This is a genomic window from Methylobacterium sp. ME121 (assembly GCF_000974725.1).
GTDB lineage: Bacteria > Pseudomonadota > Alphaproteobacteria > Rhizobiales > Beijerinckiaceae > Methylobacterium > Methylobacterium radiotolerans.
The window spans coordinates 13,855-40,812 of the sequence record NZ_BBUX01000058.1 but is presented as its reverse complement, the minus strand read 5'-3'; the positions used below and the strand labels follow the sequence as shown (position 1 = coordinate 40,812).

Below are 26,958 nucleotides of genomic sequence, written 5' to 3'. Positions count from 1 at the left end.
GCCCGGGTCCGCGCCGCCGCGACCGCCTGTCCGTTGCCGGCTTCAGCCTCGACCGGGTTCATGCAGCGTCCGTGAGGCGCGCCCGAGGCGCGCGAGAGGGTTCGGCTCAGACGCCTGCGGCCCCCACCGCGCCCGCGCCATCGGCCGGGCAATGATCCCGACCGGTGGCGAAGTTATGGCTTGACCATTTCCGAATGATCAACCGAACCCACAATCATCCCGAACGGAGGTGTGTGGAGACACACGCCGCGCGCGGCCTCCCGGCGGCGCGCGGCGCGGGTCTCCGTAGTCCTACGCGCCCCGCGCGGCCGCGAGGGCCGCCGCCACCGTGCGGGCGAAGGCCGCCGGGTCACGGGGGCTGTCGCCGTCCTGGATGCGGGCGAGGTCGAGGAGCGTGCCGGCGGCCTGCGGCACCTCCGATTCGGGCGCCGCGGCCAGCGCCCGGATCAGCGGGTGGCGCGGGTTGATCTCCAGAACCGGCTGCCCGGCGCCGGCCCGCCCGGCCCGGCGCATGAGCCGCTGCATCTGCAAGTCGGGCCCGCCGCTGCCGGCCGAGAGAACCACGGCCGAATCCACGAGCCGGTCGGTGGTGCGCACGTCCGAGACCTCGGCGCCGAGGGCCGTCTTCACGGCGGCGACGAAGGCGTCGATGCCCTCGGGCGCCTCAGGCTGCTCGCCCTCGAGCGCGAATTTCGAGAGGTCGAGCCCCCCCTTGGTGATCGAGCGGAGCGGCTTCCCGTCGAAGGTGCCGAGCTGATCGGGCCAGAAGGCGTCGACGTGGTCGGAGAGGAGCAGCACCTCGAGGCCGCGGGCCCGGAAGCCCTCCAGTTGCGGCGACGACTTCAGCGCCTCGGCATCGTCGGCGACGAGGTAGTAGATCGCCTCCTGGCCGTCCTTCATGCGGGACACGTAGTCGGGCAGCGAGGTCCAGCCCTCCACCGCCGAGGAGCGGAAGCGCAGGAGCGGCGCGATCTCGCCCCGACGCTCGAAATCCTCGTAGATGCCCTCCTTGAGGACGGGGCCGAAGTTCTCCCAGAAGGACTGGTAGCCCTCCGCGTCCTTGGCGCGGGTGGTGAGTTCGGAGACGACGCGCCCGGTAACCGCGCGGCGGATCCGGGCGAGCGCCGGGGTCGACTGCAGCATCTCGCGGGAGACGTTCAGCGGCAGGTCCTCGGTGTCGACCACGCCCTGGACGAAGCGCAGCCACGGCGGCAGCAGTTCGGCCTCGTCGGTGATGAACATCCGTCGGACATGGAGCCGGACCTTGCTCTGCCGCTCGTTCTCGAGGGCCTGGAACGGCTTCGAGCCGGGGATGAAGAGCAGGGCGGAGAACTCGAGCTGACCCTCGGCGCGCCAGTGAAGCGTCGCCCACGGCTTGTCGAAGTTCATGCCGATGGAGTGGTAGAATTCCTCGTACTGCTCCTCGGTGACCTCGGACTTCGCCTTGCGCCAGAGCGCGGTGCCCTGGTTGGCCGACTCGTCCTTGCCGTCGCGCACGACGGCGATCGGCACGGTGATGAAGTCGGCCCATTTCCGCACGAGATGGTCGAGGCGGTAGGGCTCGAGGTACTCGTCGGCATCCGCCTTGAGGTGCAGGACGATGTCGGTGCCGGGTTCGGCCCGCGTGGCCGGCTCCAGCGTGTAGCTGCCCTGCCCTTCCGAGGCCCAGGTCCAAGCCTCGTCGCTGCCGGCGCGGCGCGACGTGACGGTGACGCGGTCGGCGACCATGAAGGCCGAGTAGAAGCCGACGCCGAACTGGCCGATCAGGCTCGGCCGGTCCTCGGCCTTGGCGGATTCCAGCGTCTGCGAGAAGGCCCGCGTGCCGGAGCGCGCGATGGTCCCGAGGTTGGTGGCGAGATCCTCCTTGGTCATGCCGATGCCGGCGTCCGAAACGGTCAGGGTCCGCGCCTCCTTGTCGGGCGCGATTCGGACCTTGGCCTCCGGCGGCAGGGCGCTCGCCGCCGAGGTCAGCGCCTCGAATCGCCGCCGGTCCATGGCGTCGGCGGCGTTGGCGACGAGTTCGCGCAGGAAGATCTCGCGGTCGGAGTAGAGCGCGTGCACGACGAGGTCGAGGAGGCGACCCACCTCCGCCCCGAACTCGTGCCGCTCGATCGTCTCGCTCACGGGTGATGCCTCCGCTGTGGGGGAAATTGCGGTGGCGATATGCTGGCGAACGGGGCCGTTTTCAATGCGAAAGACGGCCGGCCTCGGCCTCCGCAGCGTGGCCCCCGCGCGCGCCGCGGCCGGTCAGATCTCGATCTCGGTGCCCACCTCGACGATCTGCCGGGTCGGCAGGCCGAAATGGGCGCCGGTGCGCTCGGCGTTCCGCTTCATGAAGGCGAACAGGCCCTCCCGCCACGGCGCCATGCCGGGATGGGTCGGCGACGGGATCACCACCTCGTGGCCGACGAAGTAGGTCATGTCCTCCAGGTATTCCGGCGGCAGCAGCCCGCTCGCCACCGCGCATTGCAGGCCCTCGGGGATCGAGGCGGTCTGCATGAAGCCGTAGCGCAGCACGACGCGCTCCATGCCGGGCGTGTATTTCGAGATCGCCTTGCGGATCCCCTGCGCCACCAGCGTGACCTGCGCCCGCTCGCTCGCCGGGATCACCGGCTCCTCCTCGTAGACGACGGTGATCAGCAGGATCCGCTCGTGCAGGCAGCGGCTGCGCTCCAGCAGGCGGCCGAGCGCCATCGGGATGCCCTCGGTGGCGGCGGTCAGGAAGGCCGCGGTGCCGGGCAGCGTCACCGGCGGGTGCGAGCCGAGGCTGGACAGGAAGGCCGCCTCGGACATGCGCATAGTCTGCCGGACCGACTCGAGGACGAGGTTGCCCTTCATCCAGGTCAGCATCAGGAAGGCGACCGCGGCGGCGAGCAGCAGCGGAAACCAGCCGCCCTCGAACAGCTTCACGCTGTTGGCGGCGAAGAACACGAGGTCGATGCCGAGGAAGAAGCCGTTGACCGCGAAGACCAGGAGCGGGTTGTAGCCCCAGCGGAGCGCGATCAGCGCGGCGAGCAGCGTCGTGATGCCCATCAGCGCCGAGACCGCGATGCCGTAGGCGCCGGCGAGCGCGTCGGAGGAGCCGAACACCACCACGGCCGTCAGCGTCGCCGCGGCGAGCAGCCAGTTCACCGCCGGCACGTAGATCTGCCCGCGCTCGTCCTGGTCGGTGTGCACCACCCGCATCATCGGCATGAAGCCGAGCTGGATCGACTGCTGGGTGAGCGAGTAGACGCCCGAGATCACCGCCTGCGAGGCGATGACCGTCGCCATCGTGGCGAGCGCCACCAGCGGGTAGTGCGCCCAGTCCGGCGCGAGGCGGTAGAACGGGTTCTCGATCGCGCTCGGGTCGGCGATGATCAGCGCGCCCTGCCCGCAATAGTGGATCAGCAGCGCCGGCAGGACGAGGCCGAACCACGCGATCCGGATCGCCGGGGCGCCGAAATGGCCGAGATCGGCGTACATCGCCTCGCCGCCGGTCACCGCCAGGAACGCCGCGCCCAGCATCAGGAAGCTGACGTGCCAGCCGGCATGGATCAGGAAGTCCACCGCCCGGAACGGGTTGGCCGCCGACAGGATCTCCGGCGCGCGCAGGATGCTCGGGAGAGCGAGCAGGACCAGGACGACGAACCAGACGAGCATGACGGGTCCGAAGACCCGGCCGATGGCGGCCACGCCCTTGTGCTGGACGAGGAACAGCCCGACCAGGATCACCAGGGTGATCGGCACGACGTACGGGCCGAGTGACGGCGCGTCGACCTTCAGCCCCTCGATCGCCGACAGGACCGAGATCGCCGGCGTGATCGCGCCGTCGCCGTAGAGCAGGGCCGCGCCCACCAGCCCGACCACCAGGAGCAGCGCCTTCCACGTGCCCGGCCGGGCCTGACGGGCGCCGAGCAGCGCCAGCATGGCGACGATGCCGCCCTCGCCGCGGTTGTCGGCCCGCAGGATCAGCACCGCGTATTTCAGCGACACGATCAGGATCAGAGCCCACAGGATCAGCGACACCGCGCCCGTGGCGGCTGCCGGCACCGAGGCGCCGCCCGCGGTCGCCGCCTTCACCGCCTCCTTGAACGCGTAGAGCGGGCTCGTGCCGATGTCGCCGTACACGACGCCCAGCGCGCCCAGCATGAGCGCGGCGCCCGGCCCGTGGCGGGTCGCGCCGGGCTTGCGCGCCACCGGCGCCGCCGGAAGATCGACCGCCTGGGCAGCCGCGGAAGGCAGAGCTTGGCTCACGGTCGGGTCCGGTCGATGGCGTCGCTGTTGGGCGAAATCTTAGCGAGTCGCGCGTTCGGCGATAGACTCGGCAGATCTCGCGAGCGATCGCGACGAAGACTCGTCACCCGAACGTGATGACAGTCGAACGCCCGCGGGAGCCCCGCCGCGCCGGTGGCGAGCGGGGCCCGCCGATCAGGCGGCGTCGAGCCCCAGGTCGATGATCGCCGCCGAATGGGTGATCCAGCCGCAGGAGATCAGGTCGACGCCCGAGGCTGCGACGGCGCCTACGGTCTCGCGGGTGATCCGGCCAGACGCCTCGGCGAGGGCGCGACCGTCGATCATCGCAACCGCGCGGGTGAGCCGGTCCGGCCCCATATTGTCGAGGAGCACCGCGTCGACCCCGACCGACAGGGCCTCCTCCAGCTGCTCCAGGCTGTCGACCTCGCACTCGATCTTCACCAGGTGGCCGGCCCGGGACCGGGCACGCTCGATCGCCGGGACGATGCCGCCGGCGACCGCCACGTGGTTGTCCTTGATCAGCACCGCGTCGTCGAGGCCGAAGCGGTGGTTCGAGCCGCCGCCGGCGCGGACCGCGTGCTTCTCCAGGGCGCGCAGGCCCGGCGTGGTCTTGCGGGTGCAGACGATCGAGGCCTTGCCGTGCGGGCGCGCGGCCTCGACGAGGCCGTGGGTCGCGGTGGCCACGCCCGACATCCGGCAGAGCAGGTTCAGCGCCACGCGCTCGGCCGTGAGGATCGCCCGCGCCGGCCCCTCGAGGCGCAGCACCACGTCGCCCGGCGCCACGCGGGCGCCGTCGCCGCGCTCGACCGTGACGGTGACGGCCGGGTCCACCAGCGCGAAGGCGATGGCGGCGGCGTCGGTGCCCGAGATGACGCCGTCCTGCCGCGAGGCGATCACGCCGCGCATCCGCTCGCCCGTCGGGACGATGGCGTCGGTGGTGATGTCACCCGCCCGGCCGAGATCCTCCAGCAGGGCGGCGCGCACCACCGGCTCCACGAGGAGCCGCGGCAGGGGAAGGATCTCTTCGGAGAGAACCGACTGAATCATGGCGTCAGCACCTCCTCGGTGGACGAAGTCGCGCGGGGCGCGGCGATCGCGTCAAACAGCGTCGCTTCGGTGTGCGCGGCCGGAGCGAGGTGGGGGAAGTCGCTGCGCCAGTGGGCGCCGCGGCTCTCCCGGCGGGCGAGCGCGCCGCGAGCGATGAGCAGTGCGACGAGGGCGGCGTCGCAGGTCTCCGCCCCAGGCTCCAGAACGGCGACGGCCTCGGCGAGCCCCCCGGCGTCGCGCACGACGCCGACCCTGCTCTCCATCAGTGCGCGGATCGCCGGCAGATCGCCGGCGGCGCGCGCGGACACGGCCTCCGGCACGATGGCGGCGGGCGGCGGCGCGTCGAGACCGTCGGCGATGAAGCGCGCGTAGGCCAAGCCCTCCAGCAGGGAGTTGCTGGCAAGCCGGTTGGCGCCGTGGAGGCCCGTGGAGGAGACCTCGCCGCAGGCGTAGAGGCCCGGCACCGAGGTGGCGCCGTGGGCGTCCACCTTCACGCCGCCCATGTGGTAGTGCGCGGCCGGACGGACGGGAATCGGCTGCACGGCCGGGTCGATGCCGGCGGCGGCGCAGAGCCCCGCCACCGTCGGGAAGCGCGTCGGCATCGCGGCCCCGAGCGCGCCCCGGGCGTCGAGGTACACCGTGCGGCCCCGCTGCAGCGCCTGGAAGATGCCGCGGGCGACCACGTCGCGGGGGGCGAGGTCACCGCCGGCGATGCCGGCCATCACGGCGGCGCCGGTCTCGTCGATGAGGCGGGCACCCTCGCCGCGCAGGGCCTCGGTGGCGAGCGGCATCGGGTCGGCGCCGGCCGCGATGGCGGTCGGGTGGAACTGGACGAACTCCATGTCGCGCATCACCGCGCCGGCCCGGGCGGCGAGCGCCAGCCCGCGGCCGACGGCGCCCGGCGGGTTCGTCGTCGCGGCATAGAGCGCGCCGACGCCGCCGGTGGCGAGCACCACGGCGCGGGCCGGGATGCGGAACAGCGCGCCGTCGCGCTCGGCGACAATGCCCGCCACTGCCCCATTCGTGTCCCGCAGGAGATCGCACGCTCGCGCGGTGACGATCTCGACGGAGGGCGCCTCCAGCACGGCCCGCACGAGCCCTTCGAGGACGCGGGCGCCGGTGGCGTCACCGCCGGAGCGGACGATGCGGCGGCGGCCGTGCGCCGCCTCAAGCCCGAGGGCCAGCGCGGCGTCGTCGGTGCGGTCGAACGGGACGCCGATCCGCACCAGCCAGTCGATCAGCGCGGGCCCCTCCTCGGCGACCCGCAGCGCCACGTCGGGCTCGGTCAGCCCGGCGCCGGCGGCCTCCGTGTCGGCGGCGTGGAGCGCCGCCGCGTCGTCGGCGCCGACCGCGGCGGCGATGCCGCCCTGGGCCCACCCGGTGGCGGTGCCGAGGCCCAGCGCCGACGCGGTGACCAGCGTGACCGGGCGGGGCGCGAGGCGCAGCGCGACGCTGAGGCCCGCGACCCCGCCGCCGACCACGACCACGCGGTCGACGTTGTTGGGAGAGACGGCGTTCATCGCGTGCGCACCTGGAGCATCCGCTCCACCGCGGCCCGGGCGCGGTCGGCCAGCGCCGGATCGACCGTGACCTCGTGGGTCATCGTCTCGAGCGACCGCCGGATGTTGCGCAGGCTCATCCGCTTCATGTGCGGGCACATGTTGCAGGGCTTGATGAACTCGATGTCCGGGTTCTGCGCCGCGATGTTGTCGGCCATCGAGCACTCGGTGACGAGCACCACCTGCTTCGGCCGCTTCTCGACGACGAAGTCCATCATCATCGCGGTGGAGCCGGAGAAATCCGACTCGGCCACCACCTCCGGCGGGCATTCCGGGTGCGCGATCACCGTGACGCCGGGATAGCTGTCGCGGACGTCGCGGATGTCGGCCGGGGTGAAGCGCTCGTGCACCTCGCAGTGGCCAGCCCAGGTGAGGATCTCGACCTCCGGGATCTCGGCCTGGACGTTCTGCGCGAGGAACTCGTCGGGGATCATCAGAACGCGGGGGGCGTTCAGCGACTTCACCACCGCGACGGCGTTGCCGGAGGTGCAGCACAGGTCGGACTCGGCCTTCACGGCCGCCGAGGTGTTCACGTAGGTCACGATCGGCACGCCCGGGTACTTGGCGCGCAGACCGCGCACGTCCGCGGCGGTGATCGAATCGGCCAGGGAGCAGCCGGCGCCCATGTCGGGGATCAGCACCGTCTTGCTCGGGTTCAGGAGCTTGGCGGTCTCGGCCATGAAGTGGACGCCCGCCAGCACGATCACGTCGGCGTCGACGTTCACGGCCTCGCGGGCCAGCGCGAGGCTGTCGCCGACGATGTCGGCCACCGTGTGGAAGATCTCCGGCGCCTGATAGTTGTGCGCCAGGATGACGGCGTTGCGCTCGCGCTTCAGGCGCAGGATCGCCTCGATGTCGGGGGCGAGCGCCGGCCACTCGATCGCGGGGACGTGCCGGCTGACGCGGGCGTAGAGATCCGGAAGGGGCAGCCCCGGGATCGTCGTGCGGGAGACGGGTGCAACGGTCGCCGCCATGGCGTCCTCCATTATGCTCAGTTTGAGCATTGCGCCGTCTAACTTATGGGGGCCGCGCGCGCCTGTCCAGATATGCTAGCTGTGAGCATAAATCTTTTGCGGTGCGATGTTACGCTGCGCCGCCGAAGGCCGAAGCGATCAGCAGAAGGTCGCCGGGTCCGGCCCGATGCGGCCGTCCGGCCTGTCGAGACCGGCGATCCGCGCCATCTCGTCGGCGCCGAGCTCGAAATCGAACAGCGCGATGTTCTCGGCGATGCGTCGCGGGGTGGCGGTCTTCGGGATCGCCACGCAGCCGATCTGGATCTGCCAGCGCAGCACCACCTGAGCGGGCGTCTTCCCGTGCGCCTTCGCGATCGCGAGAATGACCGGGTCGTTCAGCTCCTTGCCCCTGCCCAGCGGGCTCCATGACTCGGTCACGATACCGTGACGGGCGTCCTCGACGCGCGGCTCCTCGCGCTGGAAATAGGGGTGCAGCTCGATCTGATTGACGGCCGGAGCCACGCCGGTCTCGCCGATCAGGGTGGCGAGATGCTCGGGCGTGAAGTTCGACACGCCGATGGACTTCGTGCGGCCCTCCTTCCGGAGTTCGATCAGCGTCTTCCAGGTCTCGACGAACAGGCGCCGCTGCGGACACGGCCAATGGATCAGGTACAGGTCGACATATGGGAGACCGAGCTGCCGCAGGCTCTCGTCGAAGGCGCGGCGTGCCTCGTCCCGGCCCTGGCGGTCGTTCCAGAGCTTCGTGGTGAGGAAAATCTCCGCGCGGGGGATCCCCGCGTCCCGGATGCCGCGCCCGACGCCCCCCTCGTTGCCGTACGCGGCGGCCGTGTCGATCAGCCGATAGCCGGCGTGGAGGGCTTGGCCGACCAGGTCCGGAGCCTGCGCGTCCGAGAGCTGCCAGCAGCCGTAGCCGATCTGCGGGATGCGGCGCCCGTCGTTCAGTGCGAGGGTCGGGGCGGTTGCGGCCATGCGGCGTGTCTCCGGTGACGGCTGTCGCTCAACCCAAACGGCGTCGGCGCAACACGTTCCGAAGCGGCACGCCGAAGCGGCACGTCGCTGCGAGCGGAGCGGAGCAATCCAGCGCGGCGCGATGCCTGCGCAGCGTGTCCTGCCCCGGGTGGGTTCGCTGCGCTCCCGATGACGGGACGCTATCCGCCCGCGCTGAACGGGCGCAGTCTGGACCGGATCTAATCGAGGCGGATGCACGTTGGCGCACCAGATTCCAAGCTGCGCGGCGTCCCACGCGCGGTGCACGGGCGGGATGGTAGCATGACAGACGCGACTCCGACGAAGCCGCTCGCCCTGACGCGGCGGGCCGTGGTGGAGGGCTGCGCCGTGGCCGGCGCTCTGGGCGCCCTCGGCTTCCGCCCCGCGCCCGCAGTGGCGGCGTCGGCGCCGGGCGATCCGGCTCCGCAGACCATGCCGGTGCGGCTCACCGTCAACGGCCAGTCGCACGATCTCGTCCTGGACACCCGCACCACGCTCCTCGATGCCCTGCGCGAGCACTTGGCCCTCACCGGAACGAAGAAGGGCTGCGACCACGGCCAGTGCGGGGCCTGCACGGTCCTGGTCGACGGCCGGCGCATCAATTCCTGCCTGACGCTCGCGGCGATGCACGAGGGCGACTCGGTCACCACGATCGAGGGCTTGGCGGACGGTGACAAGCTCCACCCGATGCAGGCGGCGTTCCTGGAGCACGACGGCTTCCAGTGCGGCTACTGCACCCCGGGCCAGATCTGCTCGTCGGTCGGCATGCTGAGCGAGGCGAAGGCGGGGTGGCCGAGCCACGTCACCGAGGATGTCGCGTCCACGCCGACCCTCAGCGACGCGGAGATCCGCGAGCGGATGAGCGGCAACATCTGCCGCTGCAGCGCCTACCCGAACATCGTCGCGGCGATCCGCGACACCGCCGCCAGCAACCTCTGAGGAGGCGCAGATGAAGGCCTTCGCCTACGAGCGCCCCGCCACCGTGCAGGACGCCGCCAAGCTCGCGGCCGAGCGGCCGAACGCCAAGTTCATCGCCGGCGGCACCAACCTCCTCGACCTGATGAAGCTGCAGGTCGAGACGCCCGCCACCCTGATCGACGTCAACCGGCTGCCCTTGGACAAGGTCGAGGCCACGCAGGACGGCGGCCTGCGCGTCGGCGCGCTGGTGCGCAACGCCGACCTCGCCGCCGACCCGCGGGTCCGGAAGGACTACGCCGTGCTGGCGAAGGCGCTGCTCGCCGGTGCGTCGGGCCAGTTGCGCAACAAGGCGACCACGGCCGGCAACCTGCTCCAGCGGACGCGGTGCTACTATTTCTATGACACGGCGATGCCCTGCAACAAGCGCGAGCCCGGCTCGGGGTGCTCGGCGATCGGCGGGTTTAACCGCATCATGGCGGTGGTCGGGGCGAGCGAGGCCTGCATCGCCACCAACCCGTCCGACATGAACGTCGCCCTGCGCGCCCTCGACGCGACGGTCGAGACCGTGAACCCCGACGGGCAGGCGCGCAGCATCCCGATCGCCGATTTCCACCGGCTGCCGGGCGACACGCCGCAGATCGAAACCGATCTGCGCAAAGGCGAGATCATCACGGCCGTGACGCTGCCGAAGCCGGTGGCCGGCACGCACATCTACCGGAAGGTCCGCGACCGCGCATCCTACGCCTTCGCGACCGTGTCGGTGGCCGCCGTGATCGCGGGCGCCGAGGGCGGCAAGCCGCAGGCCGCGCGCCTCGCCTTCGGCGGCCTGGCCCACAAGCCCTGGCGGGTGGCCGAGGCCGAGACGGCCCTGGTGCAGACCGGCTCGGCGGATGCCGCCGCCGACGCGGTGCTCAAGGGCGCCCGCGGCTACGGCAGCAACGACTTCAAGATCCCGCTGACCCGCCGGACCCTGCGCGCCGTCGTGGCGCAGGCGACGCGCGCGTAGCCCTCGCTCAAGGACCGTCCCATGGAGATGAACCAGCCGATCGGCCGGACGCCCCTCGACGACCGGCCTGACGGCCTCGTCGGCAAGCCACTCGACCGCGTGGAGGGCAAGCTCAAGGTGACGGGCCACGCGCCCTACGCCTACGAGACCCGGGCCCTGGCGAATCCGGCCTACGGGTTCATCGTGCCGGCTACGATCGCGGCCGGCACGATCCGGTCGATCGACGCGGAGGCCGCCCGCAGGGCGCCGGGCGCGATCCTGGTTATGACCCACGAGAACGTGCCCGAGCAGGGCGAGAAGAAGGAGCAGGTCTGGCCCCAGCTCCAGGGAACCGAGGTCAAGTTCTACGGGCAGCCGGTCGCCTTCGTGGTCGCCGAGACCTTCGAGCAGGCCCGCGCCGCCGCCATGCTGGTCAAGGTCCGGTACGATGCGGCCAAGCCCAAGGGGCTGCTCAAGGACAGCCTGGCGGCGGCCTACGAGCCGAAGCCGGTCAACTCGCCGCCGGATTCGAAGCTCGGCGACTTCGACGCCGCCTTCGCGGCCGCGCCGGTAAAGCTCGACGTCGAGTACGTCACACCGAACCAGATCCACGTGCAGATGGAGCCGCACGCCACCATCGCGTCCTGGGAGGGCGACGGGGTGGTGCTCCACACGGCCAACCAGATGCCGAACCGGGGTCAGAAATCCCTCGGTTCGGTCCTCAAGCTGCCGCCCGAGAAGATCCGGATCGTCAGCCCCTACATCGGCGGCGGCTTCGGCTCGAAGCTGCAGGTCCAGCCGGAGGCGACGCTCGCGATCCTGGCTTCGAAGGTGATCCAGCGCCCCGTGAAGGTCGCGCTCACCCGGCAGCAGGAATTCCACGTCGCGACCCACCGGACCGACACGATCCAGCGGATCCGCCTGGGCGCCGACCGGGACGGCCGCCTCTCGGCGATCAGCCACGAATCGTGGTCCGACACCGCCGAGGGCGACGGGTTCTTCGAGACCTCGGCCAACGTCACCCGGTCGCTCTACGCCGCGCAGAACCGCGTGACGCGCCATCGGCTGGTGAACCTCAACATGCCGATCGCCTCGGCGATGCGGGCGCCCGGCGAGGCCGTCGGCCAGCTCGCCTTCGAGTGCGCCATGGACGAGCTCGCCGAGCAGCTGAAGATCGACCCGATCGAGCTCCGGGTGCGCAACGAGCCGGCCGAGGATCCCGAGAAGAAGGTCCCATTCTCGACCCGCAAGCTCGTGCCCTGCATGCGGGAGGGCGCGCGTCTGTTCGGCTGGGACAAGAGGCAGGCGGCGGGCTCCCGGCGCGAGGGCAACTGGCTCGTCGGCATGGGCATGTCGGCGGCCGCGCGCCTCAACCCGCTGATGCCGTCCTCCGCGAAGGTCCGGCTCGGACCGGACGGCGTGCTCGTGGTGCGGATGGCGATGACCGATCCCGGCACCGGCACCTACACGATCCTCACTCAGATCGCCGGCGAGATGCTGGGGCTGCCGCCCGAGCGCGTGCGGGTCGAGATGGGCGACACCGACTTCCCGTTCGCGGCCGGCTCGGGCGGATCCTTCGGCGCCGGCTCGGCGGGCTCGGCGCTCTACGTCGCCTGCGACAACCTCCGGCAGGCCCTGCTCAAGGCCGGCGACCTCAACCCGGACGGTGCCACGTTCCGCGACGGCGCCGTGACGTCCGGCAACCGCACCGAGTCGCTCACCGACCTCGCCAAGACCGGGCTGGAGGCCTCCGGCGAGATCAAGCCCGGCGAGATGAAGCAGAAGTTCTCGCAGTACTCGTACGGGGCGCACTTCGCCGAGGTCGGCGTCGACGTCGACACCGGCGAGATCCGGCTGCGGCGGATGCTCGGCGTCTTCACCGGCGGCCGCATCCTCAACGCCAAGACCGCGCGCAGTCAGGCGATCGGCGGCATGACCTTCGGCGTCGGCGCGGCGCTGATGGAGGATGCGGTGGTCGATCCGCGCTACAGCTACTTCGTCAACCACGACATGGCCGAGTACCACGTGCCGGTCCACGCCGACCTCCCGGAGATCGACGCGGTGTTCCTGCCGGAGCTCGACGACAAGGCGAACCCGCTGAAGAGCAAGGGGCTCGGCGAGCTCGGCATCTGCGGCGCCGGCGCCTCGCTCGCCAACGCGATCTACAACGCCACTGGGATCCGGGTCCGCGACTACCCGATGACCCTCGACAAGATGCTCAAGGGCTTCGAGGAGCAGGAGGGCCAGGCCCAGCGGCGGACGTGAGGGCCTGGTTCCGCTGACACTGCGCGCCCCCCGGCGTCACGGTCGCCGGCGGACCTCGCGCCGTGCGCGGCGGCGGCCCCTGTTGACGCAGGCGCGCCCAGGCGGGACACCCGGCGAAAAGCCCGCCCGCGGGGGAGCGCCCGGTGTCCGACAGCCAGCACGATGATCGCCGTCCGCCGGCCCGCTTCAACGCGGCGCGGTACTGCCTCGCCGAGAACGCACGCCTGCGCCCCGACAAGACCGCCCTGGTGATGGTCGGCGACGGCACCGCGGACCGCCTCAGCTTCGGCGCGGTCGAGCGCGCGGTGCGCGGCATCGCGGCGGGCCTTCTCGGCCTCGGCCTGAAGCCCGGCGACCGGGTGATGATCCGCATGGGCAACGAGGCCGACTACGTCCTCGTCTATTTCGGCGCCCTGGCGGCCGGCCTCGTGGCGCTGCCCTCCTCGCCGCAGCTCACGGAGGGCGAGGCCGCCTTCCTGATGGAGAATTCCGGCGCCGCCGCCGTGGTCGTCGGGAGCGGCAGCACAGTCGCGCCCGAGGCTCTGGGCGGGCGCCTCCTGCTCGACGCCGCGGCGGTCGCCGCCCTGAAGGCGGGCCCGCCCCTGCCCGACTACGCCGACACCGCCGCCGACGACCCGGCGATGCTGATTTACACCTCCGGCACGACGAGCCGGCCGAAGGGCGTGCTGCACGCCCACCGCGCCGCCTACGGCCGCCGCCCGATGCTCGACCACTGGCTCGGGCTCACCGAGTCCGACGTGATGCTCCACGCCGGCACCATGAACTGGACCTACACGCTGGGCGTCGGCCTGAGCGATCCCTGGTCGGTCGGCGCGACCGCGGTGCTCTACAACGGCCCGCGCGATCCCGGGGTGTGGCCGCGCCTGATCGCCGCCTACGGCGCGACCCTGTTCGCCGCCGTCCCGACGCTCTACCGCCAGATCCTCAAGTACGGCGACCTCGGCGCCCACGACCTGTCGAGCCTGCGCCACGGCTGCACGGCCGGCGAGCCCCTCGCGGTGGAGCTTCTGGAGGCCTGGGGTCAGGCCACCGGCAAGCCCCTCTACGAGGCGCTCGGGATGAGCGAGATCTCGACCTACATCTCCAGCGGCCCGACCATCCCGGTGCGCCCCGGCTCGCCCGGCAAGCCGCAGCCGGGCCGGCGCGTGGCGATCCTGCCCGTCGCGGGCGAGCCCGTGCCGCTTCCCGCCGGTGAGAGCGGGCTCCTCGCCGTCCACCGGACCGAGCCGGCGCTGATGCTCGGCTACTGGAACCGGCCGGAAGAAGAGGCCGAGGTCACGCGCGGCGACTGGTTCGTCGGCGGCGACCTCGCCCGTCTCGACGCCGACGGCTACCTCTGGTTCGAGGGCCGCAACAACGACCTGATGAAGGCGATGGGCTACCGGGTCTCGCCCAACGAGGTGGAGGCGGTGCTGTCGACCCACCCGTCCGTGGCAGAGGTGGGCGTCGCCGAGCTGCCGGTGCGTGCGGACGTCTCGGTCATCTGCGGCTTCGTCGTGCTCCAGCCGGGCGTCGAGCCCGACGCGGAGGGCCTGCTCGCGTGGTGCGCCGAGCGGCTCGCCGCCTACAAGCGCCCGCGCGAGATCCGCTTCCTGGATGCCCTGCCGCGCACCGCGAACGGCAAGGTTCAGCGGAAGCGGCTGGCCGAGGCGGTGGCGGGCTGACGCGGGCTCAAACGCCATCCGGACGGGAGGCGGGTCCCCGCTCCCGCACGGGATAAGGGGCCGGTCGCACGCGCTCATCCACGGCATTGGCCGGGCTGCGCAGCGTCCGACCGCGAGGGTCGGCGCGCCTACAGCAGCGTCCCGCGCAGGATCAGCAGCGCCACCGAGAAGTAGATGACGAGGCCGGTGACATCGACCAGCGTCGCCACGAAGGGCGCCGAGGCGGTGGCCGGATCGAAGCCGATGCGCTGGAGCAGGAACGGCAGCATCGAGCCGGCGAGCGACCCGAAGGTCACGATCCCGACGAGCGCCGCACCGACCGTGGCGGCGACCAGCGGCCAGTGCTCGCCGTAATCGTAGAGGCCGAGCTTCTGCCACGCCACGATCCGGATCACCGCGATCACGCCGAGGATCGCGCCGAGGAAGATCCCGGTCGGCAACTCGCGCAGCGCCACCCGCCACCAGTCGCGCAGGCGGATCTGGTGCAGGGCCAGCGCCCGGATGAGCAGCGAGGTCGCCTGCGAGCCGGAATTGCCGCCGGAGCTCATGATCAGCGGGATGAACAGGGTCAGGACGATCGCCTTCTCCAGCTCGCCCTCGAAGCCCTGCATGGCCGAGGCGGTGAGCATCTCCGACAGGAACAGCGCGCACAGCCAGCCGGCCCGCTTCCGGATCATCGTGAAGAAGCCGATATCCATGTAGGGCTCGGGCAGAGCCTCCATGCCGCCGAAGCGCTGCACGTCCTGCGTCTGCTTCTCGATCATCGCGTCGATCATGTCGTCGACGGTGACGATGCCGATCACGTGGCCGACCGCGTCGACCACCGGCAGCGCCAGGAGGTCGTACTTGGATATCAGCCGCGCCGCCTCCTCGCGGCTGGCCGTCGGCGAGACCGCGAGCGGCCGGCGTCCCGGCGCGACGCTGAGGACGTTGTCGCCTGGATCCCCCGAGATCAGGCGTCGCAGCGGCACCGCCTTGGTGAGCGCGCGGGTGCGCGGGTCGAGCACGAAGATCGCGTAGATCGTCTCGCGGGTCTTCTCGACGTGGCGGATGTGCTCCAGCGTCTGGCCCACCGTCCAGGTGCCCGGCACGGTGACGAACTCGGTGGTCATGAGCGAGCCCACGGTCTCCTCGCCGTAGGCCGACAGCCGGTCGACGGCGCCGCGGGTCTCGGCGTCGAGGCGGGCGCGCAGGTCGGAGCGGCCGGGCTCCTCGATCTCGCGGAACACGTCCGTGACCCGGTCGGCCGACATGCCCGACAGGTAGCCCGCGACCCGGTCCCGCGGCAGCATCTCGATGATGTCGGCGGCGCAGTCGAGCTCCGGCTGGTCCAGCACCTCGATGGCCCGCTCCATCGGCAGGCCGAGCAGGATGGCGGCGGCGACCTCGGGGGCCTCGTCGTTGAGGGCCTCGACGATGTCGGGCGCCCGCTCGTCCGACAGGCGTGCGGCCAACACGGAGGGATCGACGCGCGTGTCGAAGGGGGCGATCTCGTTCATGGCCTCGCCTCGTGCATTACGAGGCGACGCGTCGCCGGTCATCCTGGGTCAGGGCCGTGACCGGCCGCCGCGTCGGTCGCCCCGCGGCCAGGCCTCTCAGCGGCTCAGGCGGGACGACGGCACGGGGCCGGGCACGGCAGGCACGATCGGTCGGGCACGTCGCTTCGCGGGTCGCTGCTGGAATGGGAGCGCGACACCGTCGAGGACACCGTCGCGCGGGTGCGTCGTGCGCCCGCGCGCAGAGCCCGTCAAGCCGAAACCGTGCCCATCCGCAGCCGATGCCGAACGGCGCCCCGGCGGGTGGCCGCGCGGCCACGGGAGGGTTGCGCGCGGCGCCCGGCCGAGCTCCCTATGAGAAATATAAGTGTTGTGCTCGCTTGTATTGCGTCCAAGATATTGCCTATATGGATCGCACCAACAGCGAGGAGAAACGCCATGGCTTGGTCTGCCCCGATCGTGTCCGAGATCTGCGTCGGCATGGAAGTCACCAGCTACGAGTCGGCCGAGATCGACACGTTCCACTAAGTCGCGCCCGGCCTGGAGCGCGCGTCGCTCCGGCCCTGCGGCTTCTCTATCCACGCATCAATTTACCTGGAGGAAATCATGGCTTGGTCTGCCCCCGTCGTCTCCGAGATCTGCGTCGGCATGGAAGTCACCAGCTACGAGTCGGCTGAGATCGACACCTTCCACTAAGACGTCGCTCCGACGGTGTCGGGCGCCGCTTCATCCGAAGCGGCGCCCTTTTCTTTGGGCGCACGTGGGAAGTCGCGCCTCGGCTTGACGGGCCACACCAAACCTGTGCCGCTGCGGCGTCCCCGGACCGTCCGGGCCTGCGGAGCGAGCGAGGATCAGTTTGGCGGACAGCGCGCGAGCGGCCGATCAGTCGATCCCCCCCTGCCCGATCACCGGCGCACCCGCCCTGCGCTGCGTCGAACGCCTGGACGCCGCCTTCCTGACGCTTCTCTGGCACTATTCCGGCGGCGTCGATGTCGGGCCGCTGCTGCGTCCCGCCGGGACGTTCCGCCTCTGGGAATCCCCGACCGGGCTGATCTTCTTCGACCCGCCGGTCGCCGGCGACGCGGCCTTCTACCGGGCGTTCTACGGCCGGATCGCCGCGCACGATAAGCTCGCCGGGCCGGAGACGGAGCGCCTGGAGTTCCGCCAAGCGGCCGCGCACGTGCCCGCGGGCGCCCGTGTGCTCGATGTCGGCTGCGGCCACGGCGGGTTCCGCGCCTACGTGCCGGACGCCACCTATACCGGCCTCGACCCGAACTTCTCCGCCGAGGACCCGACCGGCGCGATCCTCGACGAGACCGTGGAGGCGCACGCGGCACGCGTCGGCCCAGTCTACGACGTCGCCTGCGCGTTCCAGGTGATCGAGCACGTGGCGGACTCGCTGGGTTTCGCCAAGGCGCTCGCGGCCTGCGTCAAGCCGGGCGGCGTGGTCCTGATCGGCACGCCGCTCTGGCCCTCGCCCAACACCACCATCCCGAACTTCGTCATCAACGCGCCGCCCCACCACCTGACGTGGTGGACGCCCACCGCCCTAGAGGCGCTGGCCGGCACGCTCGGCTGCACGCCCGAGGCCGTCCACGCCATCGGCATGGACCGGCACGATTCGCTGATCCACTGGATGGCCAAGGTCAGCCCCGTCCGCTGCCGCGACCGCTTCTTCCGGCGGACGTGGTCCTGGGCGGCGGCGCTCGCCTTCGCGTACGGCGTCGGCGCGATCCTCGACCGCGTCCTGCCGGTGCCGAAGCGGACCCGCCCGAACGCGCTGCTGCTCGCGGCGCGCAAGGGCGCCTGATCCGTCACGCCACGAACAGCCCGGCGATCGCCGCGCTCGTGAGGTTCGACAGCGTCCCCGCCAGGATCGCCCGCAGCCCGTACCGGGCGACCTCGGAGCGCCGCTCCGGGACGAGGCTCGAGAAGCTCGCGAGCTGGATCGCGATCGACGCAAAATTGGCGAAGCCGCACAGGGCGAAGCAGACGATCGCCTGCGCCCGCGGCTCGAGGGTGCCGGCCTTCAGGACCGGCGACAGGTTGGCGTAGGCCAGGAACTCGTTGAAGGCGAGCTTCTGGCCGATCGCGCCGCCGACCAGGGTCGCCTGGTCCCAGGGCACGCCGAGGAGCCACGCCAGCGGGGCGAGCGCCCGGCCGAGCACGCCCTCGAACGAGGCGGACGGGTAGCCCATCCAAGCCCCGAGGGTGCCGAACAGGCCGTCCGCCAGGGCGATCAGCCCGACGAAGGCGATCAGCATGGCCCCCACCGAGACCGCCACCGCGAGCCCCTTCTGGGTGCCGTCCGCCGCCGCCTCGATGATGTTGGCCGCCCGTGTCTCGCCGAACTCCACCCGGGTGGTCGCGATCCGGGTCGGCTCCGTGGAGGGCATCAGGATCTTGGCGTAGACGAGCCCTCCCGGGATCGCCATCACGGAGGCCGCGAGCAGGTAGGTCATGGGTACGCCGAGCGCCGCGTAGCCCGCCAGGATCGATCCCGCGGTGGACGCGGCACCGCTCGACATGACGGCGAACAGCTCGGCCCCGGTCAGCAAGGCGAGGAACGGGCGCAGGGCGACGGCGATCTCGCTCTGGCCGATGGCGATCGTGATCACCGCGGAGAACGACTCGATCGGCGACGTGCCCAGGATCCGCCGGAGCACCGCGCCGAGCAAGCGGGCGAGCGCCTGCATCACGCCGAGATGGTAGAGCACGCCGATCAGCGCGGAGACGTAGAGGATCTGCGGCAGGACCCGCAGCGCCAGGATGAAGCCCGAGCCGCCGAACAGCTCGAACATCTTGGGCTCGACGAGCCCGCCGAACAGGAAGGCCGTGCCCCGGTCGCCGTAGGACAGCACGGTGACGACTCCGGCGGCGGCGGCCCGCAGCGCGGCTTGGCCGGCGGGCAGGAACAGGACCAGGGCGCCGAGGCCGACCTGCAGAGCCAGGCCGGTGAGGACCACGCGGGGACTGATCGCCCGCCGGTTCGTCGAGAACAGGAACGCGACGGCGAGCAGCACGAGGAGGCTGAGGCCGGCATGGGTCAGGCGGTCGAGCATCGCGTCCTTCGGGTCCGAGCTTGGCCGGGGCGCATGGAAGGATCGGGCCAGGGGCCGTCAGATGGGACCTTCCGGCACGAGATAGGGCGCGAAGAGGTCGCGCACCTGCGCGAAGCCCCAGTCCCGGTCCGCCTCCGTGAGGGCGGTGCCGCCCTGGAGGCGGTGGCTCATCCAGTGGCTGGACACGATCCAGGCATTGTCGATGAGCCGGCCGAGCGCGTCCGGGGCGACGCGCAGCCGCCCTGCCCGCACGGCCGCCTCGAACACGCCGCGGGCCAGCGCCTGGGTCTCGGCCCGGAGGGTATGGACCCGGGCGCGCAGGGCCGGCGCGATCTCCACCATGGCGATGCCGTCGCGGTAGACGCAGCGGTAGCGCCACATCAGGTCGAACCACGCCCGTTGATAGGCGAGCAGCGCCTCCGGCGCCGCGGGGTCGGCGGGCATCCGACCCGCGACCGCCACGGCCTCGGTCTCGAAGGCCGCGAACAGGGCTTCGACCAGGCCGCGCTTGCGCGGGAAATGGTACTGCAGATTGCCCTCGCGGATCCCCGCCGCGGCCGCGATCTCCGCCGTCGTGACGTGGCCGAGGCCGCGGGCATTGAACAGCGCGAGGCTGACCGCGAGGATCCGGGTGCGCGTATCGGGGGACGCGGCGGCGAGATCGGCCTCCGGATCGACATCCGCCCCGCGCTCACCCCTCCGAACCTCGCCCCGCGACATGATCCCGTCCCCGTCTAGGGTGCTCACCCTAGACAATCCGGCCGGCCGGGCCTATCCCCCGAGAACAGTCGATCCGGATCGGCGGCACGGGGAGGCGCGGTTTGGCACAGCGGTTCCAACTCGCGGGCGCGGTGGCCCTGATCACCGGCGCGGCGAGCGGCATCGGCTCGGCACTGGCCGAGGGCCTGGCCGCGAAGGGCTGCACGCTTCTCCTGGTGGACCGGGACGAGACCGGCCTCGCGGCCGTCGCTGCCCAGATCCGCGGGGTCACGGTCGCGACGCGCGTCCTCGACCTCACGGATGCCGAGGGGATCCGCGCGCTGCCCCACTGGGTCGCGGAGCAGTCCGGGCACCTCGACCTGCTGATCAACAATGCCGGCGTCGCCCTCGGAGGCCGGTTCGACGAGACGCATCTCGACGACTTCGAGTGGCTGCTCGACATCAACCTGCGCGCCGTCGTGCGGATGTGTCACGCCTTCCTGCCGATGCTGCGCGCCCGTCCGGCGGCGCAGATCGTCAACCTGTCGAGCCTGTTCGGCCTGATCGCGCCGCCGGGGCAGGTCGCTTACTGCACCAGCAAGTTCGGGGTGCGCGGCTTCTCGGAGGCCCTCCGGCACGAGTTCGACGGCACCGGCCTCGGCGTGACGGTGGTCCATCCGGGCGGCGTCGCCACCGCCATCTCCCGCAACGCCCGCGGCCGGCGGCCGCCCACCGATCCGGAGGCGGCGAAGCGCGCGGCCGTGGAGGACGAGAAGGCCCGGGCGGCGTTCGGCAAGCTCCTGACCCTGGCGCCGGCCGACGCGGCCGCCGCCATCATCCGCGGCATCGAGGCCCGGGCGCCCCGGATCGTCGTCGGCAAGGACGCCAAGAACGCCGCGCTGATCCAGCGCCTGATGCCGGTGGGCTACTGGAAGACGATCGTGCGCCTGTCCGGAGGGACGCTCTGAGATGGCGAGCCTGCGCGCGTATCTCGGCGCCTACATGGTCCGCAGCCGGGTTCGGGGCCCCCTGTCCCGGGCGCGGGACGCGGCCGCGTTCCGCCGGATCTTCGAGGCGCCGACCTTCCCCGACCCCAAGGGCGTCACCTACGAGCCGGGCATCGTCGGCGGCGTGAAGGGCGAGTGGGTTCGGCCGAAGGCCGGGCCCGGCCGGCGGATGCTCTACATCCACGGCGGCGGCTTCATCGCGTGCTCGCCGCGCACGCACCGTCCCATCACCGGCGCGCTGGCGAACCGGGGCTTCACGATCTTCGCGCCCGACTACCGCCTCGCCCCCGAGCACCCGTTCCCCGCGGCGGTCGACGACGTGACCGCCGCCTGGGCGGCGTTCAGCGCCGAGGGTGCCGCCTGCGTGGCGGGCGAGTCGGCCGGCGGCAACCTCGCCCTCGTGCTGATGGGCCAAGCCCGCGCCCGCGGCCTGCCGATGCCCTGGGCGGCGGCCCTGTTCTCGCCGGCCACGGACTTCGTCTCCGAGGACGGGTCGCGGGTGACCAATGCGTGGCGCGACGCCATGTTTGACCCGCAGGCGCTCGCGGCGATCCGGCCGATGTATCTGGGCGCCGCCGATCCGGCCGATCCGCGGGTCTCGCCGCTCTTCGGCGACCCGACCGGCTTCCCGCCGCTGCTGTTCCATGTCGGCGCCCGCGAGGTCCTGCGCGACGACTCCGTGCGCATGGCGGAGCGGGCCCGCGCAGCCGGCGTCGAGACCGAGCTCAAGCTCTTCCCGGTCGTGTCCCACGCCTGGCAGTTCGCCGCCGGCGTGCTGCCCGAGGCGCGAACCTCCCTCGACGAGGCCGCGGCCTTCTTGACGGCGCACGCGCCCCACGCCCCCTTCGGGAGCCCTCAGCGATGACCGAGCCCGCGTCCGAGACCCTGGCCGTCCTGATCGTCGGCGCCGGCTTCTCGGGGCTCGCGATGGCGATCCGCTGCCGGCAGGCGGGAATCGGGCCGCTGCGGGTGATCGAGAAGGCCGACGGGATCGGCGGCACGTGGCACGACAACACCTATCCGGGGGCGGCCTGCGATATCCCCTCGCACCTCTACTCGCTGTCCTTCGCCCCGAAGGCCGACTGGAGCCGGATGTACGCGCCGCAGCCGGAGATCCTGGCCTACCTCCAGGACACCGCCGAGCGGAACGGGTTGATGCCCCTGATCCAGCTCGGGACGACCTTCACCGGAGCCACCTGGGACGCGGAGCGCGCCCTGTGGCACGTGGAGACCGACCGGGGGCGGATCACGGCGCGCGCGATCGTCGCGGGCATGGGCGGGCTCCACCATCCGGCCTTCCCGGACATCCCGGGCCGCGACGCGTTCGCCGGCCCCGCCTTCCACACGGCGGCCTGGGATCACTCCGCGGCGCTGGCCGGCAAGCGCGTCGGGGTGATCGGCACCGGTGCGAGCGCGATCCAGGTGGTGCCGGAACTCGCCGCCGTCGCGTCCCAGCTGACGCTGTTCCAGCGCACCCCGCCCTGGATCATGCCCAAGAACGATCACGCCATCGCGGAGCGTGCCCGGGACCGCTACCGGCGCCTGCCGCTCAGCCGGCGGCTCGAGCGGGCGCGGCTGTTCTGGCTGCACGAGGTGCGGGCGCTGCTCGGCTTCACCAAGGTCTCGAAGCTCACCGGCCAGGCCGAATCCCTCGCGCGGCACCATCTCGCCAAGGCTGTCCCCGACAAGGCCCTGCGGGCGAAGCTGACGCCGAACTACCGGCTCGGCTGCAAGCGGGTGCTGATCTCCGACGACTACTACCCCGCGCTCCAGCGCCCGAACGTCACCCTGGAGACGGACGGCATCGCCCGGATCACCGAGACCGGCGTGACCACCGAGACCGGGCGGCATCACGAGCTCGACGTGATCGTCTACGCCACGGGTTTCGACGTGGCCGCGACCTTCGCGCGGATGCACCTCGTCGGCCGCGACGGCCGGAGCCTGACCGAGGCCTGGGCCGGCGGCGTGGGCGCCTACCAGGGCATCACGGTCGCGGGGTTCCCGAACTTCTTCATGCTGCTCGGGCCCAATACCGGGCTGGGCCACAACTCGGTCGTCTCGATGATCGAGATCCAGGTGCAGCACGTCCTCGACTGCCTGACAGCGCTCGGGCGCGGGACGAAGACCGTCGAGGTCCGGCCGGAGGCTCAGGCCCGGTTCGTCGACCGGCTCCAGAGCCGCATGGCCGACAGCATCTGGCAGGCCGGGGGCTGCCGCAGCTGGTACCTCGACGCGACCGGGCGCAACAGCACCCTCTGGCCCGACTCGGTCATGGCCTATCGCCGGAGCGCCCGCCGCGCCCGGCTGAGGGATTACAGGCTCGGCTGATCGGGGCGCACGCGTGCGCCGCCTCGGCGCGGTGTCAGAACGCGAAGCCGGCTTCCGCCGCGAAGGCCTCCAGATTGGGCAGCGACGCGTCGAACAGCGGGCGGGCCCCGAACGCGTCGCCGGCGCGCACGAAGAGGGTGACCTTGGCGTTGCGATGCGGGCCGAACACGCAGATCAGGCGGCCGTCGTCCTTGAGCTGGTTCAGCAGCGCCTGCGGCCGGACCTCGACGCGGCCGTTGATCAGGATGACGTCGAACGGGCCCTGCTCGGGGGCGCCGTCGGCGATCGGGCCCTCGATCACCTGGGCCGAGGCGCCGAGCCGGGTGCGCGCCGCCGCGGCGAGATCGGGCACCGATTCCAGCGCCGTGACCTGCGCGCCGAGCTGCGCCATGATGGCGGCGGCGTAGCCGTAGCCGGTGGCGACGTCGAGGGCGGCGACGCCCGGGCGGACCCGCAGGGCCTGGATCATCCGGGCCACGACCATCGGGGCCGGCATGCAGCGTGTCTCGCCGTCGGCCTCGCCGAGGTTCAGGGTCTGGTCGATATACGCGAAGGGCTCGCGGCCCTTCGGCACGAAGGCCTCGCGCGGCACGGTGTCGAACGCGTCGAGCACTGTGTTGTCGTTCACGTCGAAGGTCCGCAACTGGCAGTCGACCATCATCCGCCGCGCCTGCGCGTAATCGATCATCGATACGTGTCCTCGAACCGGATCGGAACGCCGCGTCGGCCGGGCTCCGGCGGACGGCCGGCATCCCCGGCCAAGCCTAAGCTTCCCGGACGGGGGGCGTTTTCGGAGATCATCGCCCAAAACGCAAGGTGAGCCGACGCGACAGCCGGCGATGGCCCTGGAGGGCGCGGCGGCGCACCTGATCTCGGCCCGCGTTACGGCGGCCGCGGAGTGTCGCCTCCGCGGCGCCCGGCCCGGTCGCGCTCTCCGGCCGACCGTTGAATAAAGAGTGCAGAGCGAGCGGACGGTCCGCGGGGCCGCCCCCACCGGGAGACATCATGACGCCGATCAGCCAGCCGATCCTGACCCGCAGCCTCACCGCCGCCCTCGCCGGACTCGGTCTCGGCCTGATGGGATCCGGCCCGGTCGCCGCGCAGGAGACGCCCGCGACCGCGGCCCCGCCGCCCAGCGTCCAGGTCGATCGCGGCTCGGCCCTCTACGGCCGCCCCGAGGGCGGCGCCGCGGCCAAGCTCGCGCCGGTGGCCGGACCGCCGCTGGCGACCGCGGCCGCCAAGCTGCCGCTCGACAAGCTGACGGTTCCGGACGGCTTCAAGATCGAGGTCTACGCCAGCGGCCTCGCGAATGCCCGCGAAATGACCCAGGCGCCGGACGGCACGCTGTACGTGGGCACCCGGACGGTGGGGAAGGTCTACGCCGTGCTGCCGAAGCCGGACGGCGACGGGAAGCGCGCGGTGAAGACCATCGCGACGGGCCTGCACCGGCCGAACGGCGTCGCGTACCACGACGGCGCGCTCTACGTCGCCGAACTCTCGAAGATCTGGCGCTACGACGACATCGCGAACCATCTCGATGGCGCGGCGAAGCCGACCCTGGTCTACGACGACCTTCCGAAGGACGAGGCCCACGGCTGGAAGTTCATCGCCATCGGCCCGGACAACAAGCTCTACGTCCCGGTCGGCGCGCCGGGCAACATCGTGATGCCGCCGGACACCCACGCGCAGATCCGGCGGATGGACCTCGACGGCAAGAACGCCGAAGTGATCGCCCGCGGCGTGCGCAACACCGTCGGGTTCGACTGGAACCCGAAGACCAAGCAGCTCTGGTTCACCGATAACGGCCGCGACTGGGTCTCGGAGGACATCCCGAACGACGAGCTGAACGTGCTCACGGAGCCGGGCAAGCAGCATTTCGGCTATCCGTACTGCCACCAGGGCACGTTCACGGATCCGGAATACGGCTGGGGCCACGCCTGCTCGGAATTCACCGCGCCGGCGGCGCTCCTCGGCCCGCACACGGCCTCGCTCGGCCTGCGGTTCTACACCGGAACGCAGTTTCCGGAGGCCTACCGGGACGCGATGTTCGTCGCCCGGCACGGCTCGTGGAACCGCACGACCAAGCTCGGCGGCGACGTGGTCGTGGCCAAGCCCGGACCGGACGGCAAGACCGCCGCGGTGGAGCCGTTCCTGACCGGCTTCCTTCAGGACAACAAGTATGTCGGCCGGCCGGTCGACGTGCTGGTCGCCAAGGACGGATCGCTGCTCGTTTCCGACGACTACAACGGCGCGATCTACCGCGTCAGCTACGGCCGGTGATGCGCCGCCATCTCCGTTTGATCCGCGGGCTAGTCTATGCCCTCGGCGGGCTGCTGCTCACGGGCGCGACGCGCGCCGCCCCGGACGCGGCGATGCAGGAGCGCCTCGCTCCCTGCATCGGCTGCCACGGGGCCGGCACGTCGGCGACGGAGGGCGTGCCTTCGCTCGGCGGGCAGCTCCCGGACTACGTGGTCACGCAGCTCTTCCAGTTCCGGGAGAAGCAGCGGGAGGCGCCGCCGATGAACGAGGTGGCCGCCGGATTCTCCGACGACGACCTGCGCGGCTACGCCGACGCGGTGGCGACGCTGCCGCCGCCCGCCTGGGCCGGGCCACCGGCCGACGCGGCTCTGGCGGCGCGCGCGCAGGCGCTCGTCGCCAAGCACCAGTGCAATTCCTGCCACGGACCGGACCTCGCGGGCCGCGACGCGATCCCGCGGATCCGCGCGCAGCGGGAGGATTACCTCGCCAAGGCGCTCGCCGCCTACAAGTCGAACGCCCGGCCCGGCTACGATCCCGCCATGAACGAGGTCGCGCAGGGCCTGAGCGAGGCGGACATCAAGGATCTCGCGGCCTACGTGTCGCGGCTCTGACACGACCTCCCTCTGACCGCGACGACGGCAGCACCGGAGGGAAGAGTTAGCTCGTCACCCCACCACGCGCAGCGCGTCACCCTTCGCCAGCGTCCCGCCGGCGATCACCTCCGCGTAGACGCCGAGGTCGCGGTGGCCGAGGCGCGCGTCGAGGGTCCAGGGGATGTCGCAGTCGCGCACGCCGCTGACCGGGTCGACGTTGGTCGCCGCGCACCGCACCGTCCGCTTGGTGATCTTGAGCCGCAGCCCGCTCGGCGCCTCGATCACCCGGCCGACCATCTCCAGCTCGGCGAAGGGTTCGAGCCCCTCGACCAGCAGGTTGCCGCGGAAGCGCAGCGGGTCGACGGGCGCGCCGAGGTAATCCTCCACCGCCGCCACGCTCGCGCGGTTGATCAGCGACACGTAGCCGGTCGGCGAATCCGTGAAGCGGTACTGCGGCGGGGCGGCGAGCACCTTCGGCTCGCCGCGCAGGCTCTCGGGGACGAAGCGCCGCATCAGCTCCGCGAGCCCCTCTCGCCCCGCCTCGGTGTCGAGGCGGAAGGCCCGCGGCTCACCGTGCCCCTCGACGGTCAGCGTCGCCGTGGCGTCGTCGTAGCGGGTGCGCAGGCGGGCGAGCGCCTCGTCGCGCATGAGCATCAGGTACTTGGTCTTGGGCTGGTGCCGGGGCGCCACTGCGTTGAAACCTGACGGCCCGTTCTCGATGGCGTAGAGCCGGTCGCCCGGGAAGAACCCGCTGGTCTCGAGTTCCGCCCGCGCGACGGGTTCAGGGCTCAGGCCCTTCACCGGATAGCGATACAGGGCGCTGACATGAATCAATGCGGTCATGCACGGAGCGTGGCC

Annotated in this window: 23 protein-coding genes; 12 read left to right on the top strand and 11 right to left on the bottom strand. The window is 71.8% G+C overall.

The window, feature by feature from the left end; translation table 11 throughout:
* Window positions 1-291 precede the first annotated feature (291 nt).
* From htpG to ME121_RS25320, 6 genes are all read right to left on the bottom strand, one after another.
* Window positions 292-2,124, bottom strand: coding sequence for a molecular chaperone HtpG (gene htpG, locus ME121_RS25345; protein WP_059409830.1), 1,833 nt, complete (start codon window positions 2,122-2,124; stop codon window positions 292-294).
* Window positions 2,125-2,247: 123 nt separating this feature from the next.
* Window positions 2,248-4,236 carry a potassium transporter Kup gene (locus ME121_RS25340; protein ID WP_059409829.1) on the bottom strand — a complete coding sequence of 663 codons (1,989 nt, stop codon included), beginning with the start codon at window positions 4,234-4,236 and terminating at the stop codon, window positions 2,248-2,250.
* Between the two features lie 174 nt (window positions 4,237-4,410).
* Window positions 4,411-5,283 (bottom strand): carboxylating nicotinate-nucleotide diphosphorylase, encoded by an 873-nt coding sequence (gene nadC / locus ME121_RS25335; protein WP_029358028.1) that lies wholly within the window; start codon window positions 5,281-5,283, stop codon window positions 4,411-4,413.
* Entirely contained in the window at window positions 5,280-6,803 is a 1,524-nt protein-coding gene (locus ME121_RS25330) for an L-aspartate oxidase (RefSeq protein ID WP_029358026.1), read from the bottom strand. The genes nadC and ME121_RS25330 overlap by 4 nt, the downstream gene beginning before the upstream one ends.
* Window positions 6,800-7,816 (bottom strand): quinolinate synthase NadA, encoded by a 1,017-nt coding sequence (nadA, locus tag ME121_RS25325; protein ID WP_053621648.1) that lies wholly within the window; start codon window positions 7,814-7,816, stop codon window positions 6,800-6,802. The genes ME121_RS25330 and nadA overlap by 4 nt, the downstream gene beginning before the upstream one ends.
* Before the next feature lie 138 nt (window positions 7,817-7,954).
* Window positions 7,955-8,785: an aldo/keto reductase gene (locus ME121_RS25320; RefSeq protein WP_029358021.1), complete on the bottom strand. Its 831-nt coding sequence runs from the start codon at window positions 8,783-8,785 to the stop codon at window positions 7,955-7,957.
* Window positions 8,786-9,085: 300 nt separating this feature from the next.
* Here ME121_RS25320 and paoA point away from each other — a divergent pair, with 300 nt between their 5' ends.
* The 4 genes from paoA to ME121_RS25300 all read left to right on the top strand — a co-directional run bounded on the left by paoA (window position 9,086) and on the right by ME121_RS25300 (window position 14,656).
* The gene (paoA, locus tag ME121_RS25315) at window positions 9,086-9,742 is read left to right on the top strand and encodes an aldehyde dehydrogenase iron-sulfur subunit PaoA (RefSeq protein ID WP_012322349.1); all 657 of its coding nucleotides are present in this window, start codon (window positions 9,086-9,088) and stop codon (window positions 9,740-9,742) included.
* Between the two features lie 10 nt (window positions 9,743-9,752).
* Window positions 9,753-10,727, top strand: a complete 975-nt coding sequence (locus ME121_RS25310; protein ID WP_058607429.1) for an FAD binding domain-containing protein — start codon at window positions 9,753-9,755, stop codon at window positions 10,725-10,727.
* Between the two features lie 21 nt (window positions 10,728-10,748).
* Window positions 10,749-12,971 carry a xanthine dehydrogenase family protein molybdopterin-binding subunit gene (locus ME121_RS25305; protein ID WP_029358019.1) on the top strand — a complete coding sequence of 741 codons (2,223 nt, stop codon included), beginning with the start codon at window positions 10,749-10,751 and terminating at the stop codon, window positions 12,969-12,971.
* 143 nt (window positions 12,972-13,114) lie between these two features.
* On the top strand, window positions 13,115-14,656 hold the full coding sequence (locus tag ME121_RS25300; RefSeq protein ID WP_059409828.1) for an acetate--CoA ligase: 1,542 nt from the start codon (window positions 13,115-13,117) through the stop codon (window positions 14,654-14,656).
* 128 nt (window positions 14,657-14,784) lie between these two features.
* Here ME121_RS25300 and mgtE read toward each other — a convergent pair whose 3' ends face one another.
* On the bottom strand, window positions 14,785-16,197 hold the full coding sequence (mgtE, locus tag ME121_RS25295; RefSeq protein WP_373866325.1) for a magnesium transporter: 1,413 nt from the start codon (window positions 16,195-16,197) through the stop codon (window positions 14,785-14,787).
* Window positions 16,198-16,590: 393 nt separating this feature from the next.
* Between mgtE and pqqA (ME121_RS25290) the strand changes: the two genes are divergently transcribed.
* The 3 genes from pqqA (ME121_RS25290) to ME121_RS25280 all read left to right on the top strand — a co-directional run bounded on the left by pqqA (ME121_RS25290) (window position 16,591) and on the right by ME121_RS25280 (window position 17,962).
* Entirely contained in the window at window positions 16,591-16,680 is a 90-nt protein-coding gene (pqqA, locus tag ME121_RS25290; protein ID WP_041372433.1) for a pyrroloquinoline quinone precursor peptide PqqA, read from the top strand.
* 78 nt (window positions 16,681-16,758) lie between these two features.
* On the top strand, window positions 16,759-16,848 hold the full coding sequence (gene pqqA, locus ME121_RS25285) for a pyrroloquinoline quinone precursor peptide PqqA (protein WP_020090597.1): 90 nt from the start codon (window positions 16,759-16,761) through the stop codon (window positions 16,846-16,848).
* Window positions 16,849-17,008: 160 nt separating this feature from the next.
* Complete coding sequence (locus ME121_RS25280) at window positions 17,009-17,962, top strand: class I SAM-dependent methyltransferase (RefSeq protein ID WP_024828082.1); 954 nt, start codon at window positions 17,009-17,011, stop codon at window positions 17,960-17,962.
* Window positions 17,963-17,966: 4 nt separating this feature from the next.
* Here ME121_RS25280 and ME121_RS25275 read toward each other — a convergent pair whose 3' ends face one another.
* On the bottom strand, window positions 17,967-19,214 hold the full coding sequence (locus ME121_RS25275) for a NupC/NupG family nucleoside CNT transporter (RefSeq protein WP_012322343.1): 1,248 nt from the start codon (window positions 19,212-19,214) through the stop codon (window positions 17,967-17,969).
* A gap of 57 nt (window positions 19,215-19,271) precedes the next feature.
* A complete protein-coding gene (locus tag ME121_RS25270) occupies window positions 19,272-19,961 on the bottom strand; it encodes a TetR/AcrR family transcriptional regulator (RefSeq protein ID WP_234741133.1) in 690 nt (229 codons plus the stop codon).
* Window positions 19,962-20,035: 74 nt separating this feature from the next.
* Here ME121_RS25270 and ME121_RS25265 point away from each other — a divergent pair, with 74 nt between their 5' ends.
* From ME121_RS25265 to ME121_RS25255, 3 genes are read left to right on the top strand one after another with little or no spacing between them, the layout of a single operon-like run.
* Entirely contained in the window at window positions 20,036-20,881 is an 846-nt protein-coding gene (locus ME121_RS25265; RefSeq protein ID WP_012322341.1) for an SDR family NAD(P)-dependent oxidoreductase, read from the top strand.
* A gap of 1 nt (window position 20,882) precedes the next feature.
* A complete protein-coding gene (locus ME121_RS25260) occupies window positions 20,883-21,785 on the top strand; it encodes an alpha/beta hydrolase (protein WP_012322340.1) in 903 nt (300 codons plus the stop codon).
* Window positions 21,782-23,248, top strand: coding sequence for a flavin-containing monooxygenase (locus ME121_RS25255; RefSeq protein ID WP_059409827.1), 1,467 nt, complete (start codon window positions 21,782-21,784; stop codon window positions 23,246-23,248). Before ME121_RS25260 ends, ME121_RS25255 begins: the two co-directional genes overlap by 4 nt.
* Before the next feature lie 34 nt (window positions 23,249-23,282).
* On the opposite strand, the gene ME121_RS25250 is transcribed toward ME121_RS25255, so the two are convergent.
* The gene (locus ME121_RS25250; protein ID WP_012322338.1) at window positions 23,283-23,936 is read right to left on the bottom strand and encodes a protein-L-isoaspartate O-methyltransferase family protein; all 654 of its coding nucleotides are present in this window, start codon (window positions 23,934-23,936) and stop codon (window positions 23,283-23,285) included.
* 317 nt (window positions 23,937-24,253) lie between these two features.
* On the opposite strand from ME121_RS25250, the gene ME121_RS25245 reads away from it, so the two are divergent.
* A complete protein-coding gene (locus ME121_RS25245) occupies window positions 24,254-25,528 on the top strand; it encodes a PQQ-dependent sugar dehydrogenase (RefSeq protein ID WP_012322337.1) in 1,275 nt (424 codons plus the stop codon).
* A complete protein-coding gene (locus ME121_RS25240; protein ID WP_012322336.1) occupies window positions 25,528-26,118 on the top strand; it encodes a c-type cytochrome in 591 nt (196 codons plus the stop codon). Before ME121_RS25245 ends, ME121_RS25240 begins: the two co-directional genes overlap by 1 nt.
* Before the next feature lie 54 nt (window positions 26,119-26,172).
* On the opposite strand, the gene ME121_RS25235 is transcribed toward ME121_RS25240, so the two are convergent.
* Entirely contained in the window at window positions 26,173-26,943 is a 771-nt protein-coding gene (locus ME121_RS25235) for an MOSC domain-containing protein (RefSeq protein ID WP_012322335.1), read from the bottom strand.
* Window positions 26,944-26,958: the final 15 nt, after the last annotated feature.

Bases quoted from the DNA above. Each gene is read 5' to 3' on its own strand.
- ME121_RS25305 (WP_029358019.1), top strand. From the start codon at position 10,749: ATGGAGATGAACCAGCCGATCGGCCGGACGCCCCTCGACGACCGGCCT.
- ME121_RS25310 (WP_058607429.1), top strand. From the start codon at position 9,753: ATGAAGGCCTTCGCCTACGAGCGCCCCGCCACCGTGCAGGACGCCGCC.
- ME121_RS25240 (WP_012322336.1), top strand. From the start codon at position 25,528: ATGCGCCGCCATCTCCGTTTGATCCGCGGGCTAGTCTATGCCCTCGGC.
- ME121_RS25260 (WP_012322340.1), top strand. From the start codon at position 20,883: ATGGCGAGCCTGCGCGCGTATCTCGGCGCCTACATGGTCCGCAGCCGG.
- ME121_RS25245 (WP_012322337.1), top strand. From the start codon at position 24,254: ATGACGCCGATCAGCCAGCCGATCCTGACCCGCAGCCTCACCGCCGCC.
- nadC (WP_029358028.1), bottom strand. From the start codon at position 5,283: ATGATTCAGTCGGTTCTCTCCGAAGAGATCCTTCCCCTGCCGCGGCTC.
- mgtE (WP_373866325.1), bottom strand. From the start codon at position 16,197: ATGACCGGCGACGCGTCGCCTCGTAATGCACGAGGCGAGGCCATGAAC.
- ME121_RS25330 (WP_029358026.1), bottom strand. From the start codon at position 6,803: ATGAACGCCGTCTCTCCCAACAACGTCGACCGCGTGGTCGTGGTCGGC.
- ME121_RS25250 (WP_012322338.1), bottom strand. From the start codon at position 23,936: ATGATCGATTACGCGCAGGCGCGGCGGATGATGGTCGACTGCCAGTTG.
- ME121_RS25275 (WP_012322343.1), bottom strand. From the start codon at position 19,214: ATGCTCGACCGCCTGACCCATGCCGGCCTCAGCCTCCTCGTGCTGCTC.
- ME121_RS25255 (WP_059409827.1), top strand. From the start codon at position 21,782: ATGACCGAGCCCGCGTCCGAGACCCTGGCCGTCCTGATCGTCGGCGCC.
- pqqA (WP_020090597.1), top strand. From the start codon at position 16,759: ATGGCTTGGTCTGCCCCCGTCGTCTCCGAGATCTGCGTCGGCATGGAA.
- ME121_RS25320 (WP_029358021.1), bottom strand. From the start codon at position 8,785: ATGGCCGCAACCGCCCCGACCCTCGCACTGAACGACGGGCGCCGCATC.
- nadA (WP_053621648.1), bottom strand. From the start codon at position 7,816: ATGGCGGCGACCGTTGCACCCGTCTCCCGCACGACGATCCCGGGGCTG.
- ME121_RS25235 (WP_012322335.1), bottom strand. From the start codon at position 26,943: ATGACCGCATTGATTCATGTCAGCGCCCTGTATCGCTATCCGGTGAAG.
- paoA (WP_012322349.1), top strand. From the start codon at position 9,086: ATGACAGACGCGACTCCGACGAAGCCGCTCGCCCTGACGCGGCGGGCC.
- pqqA (WP_041372433.1), top strand. From the start codon at position 16,591: ATGGCTTGGTCTGCCCCGATCGTGTCCGAGATCTGCGTCGGCATGGAA.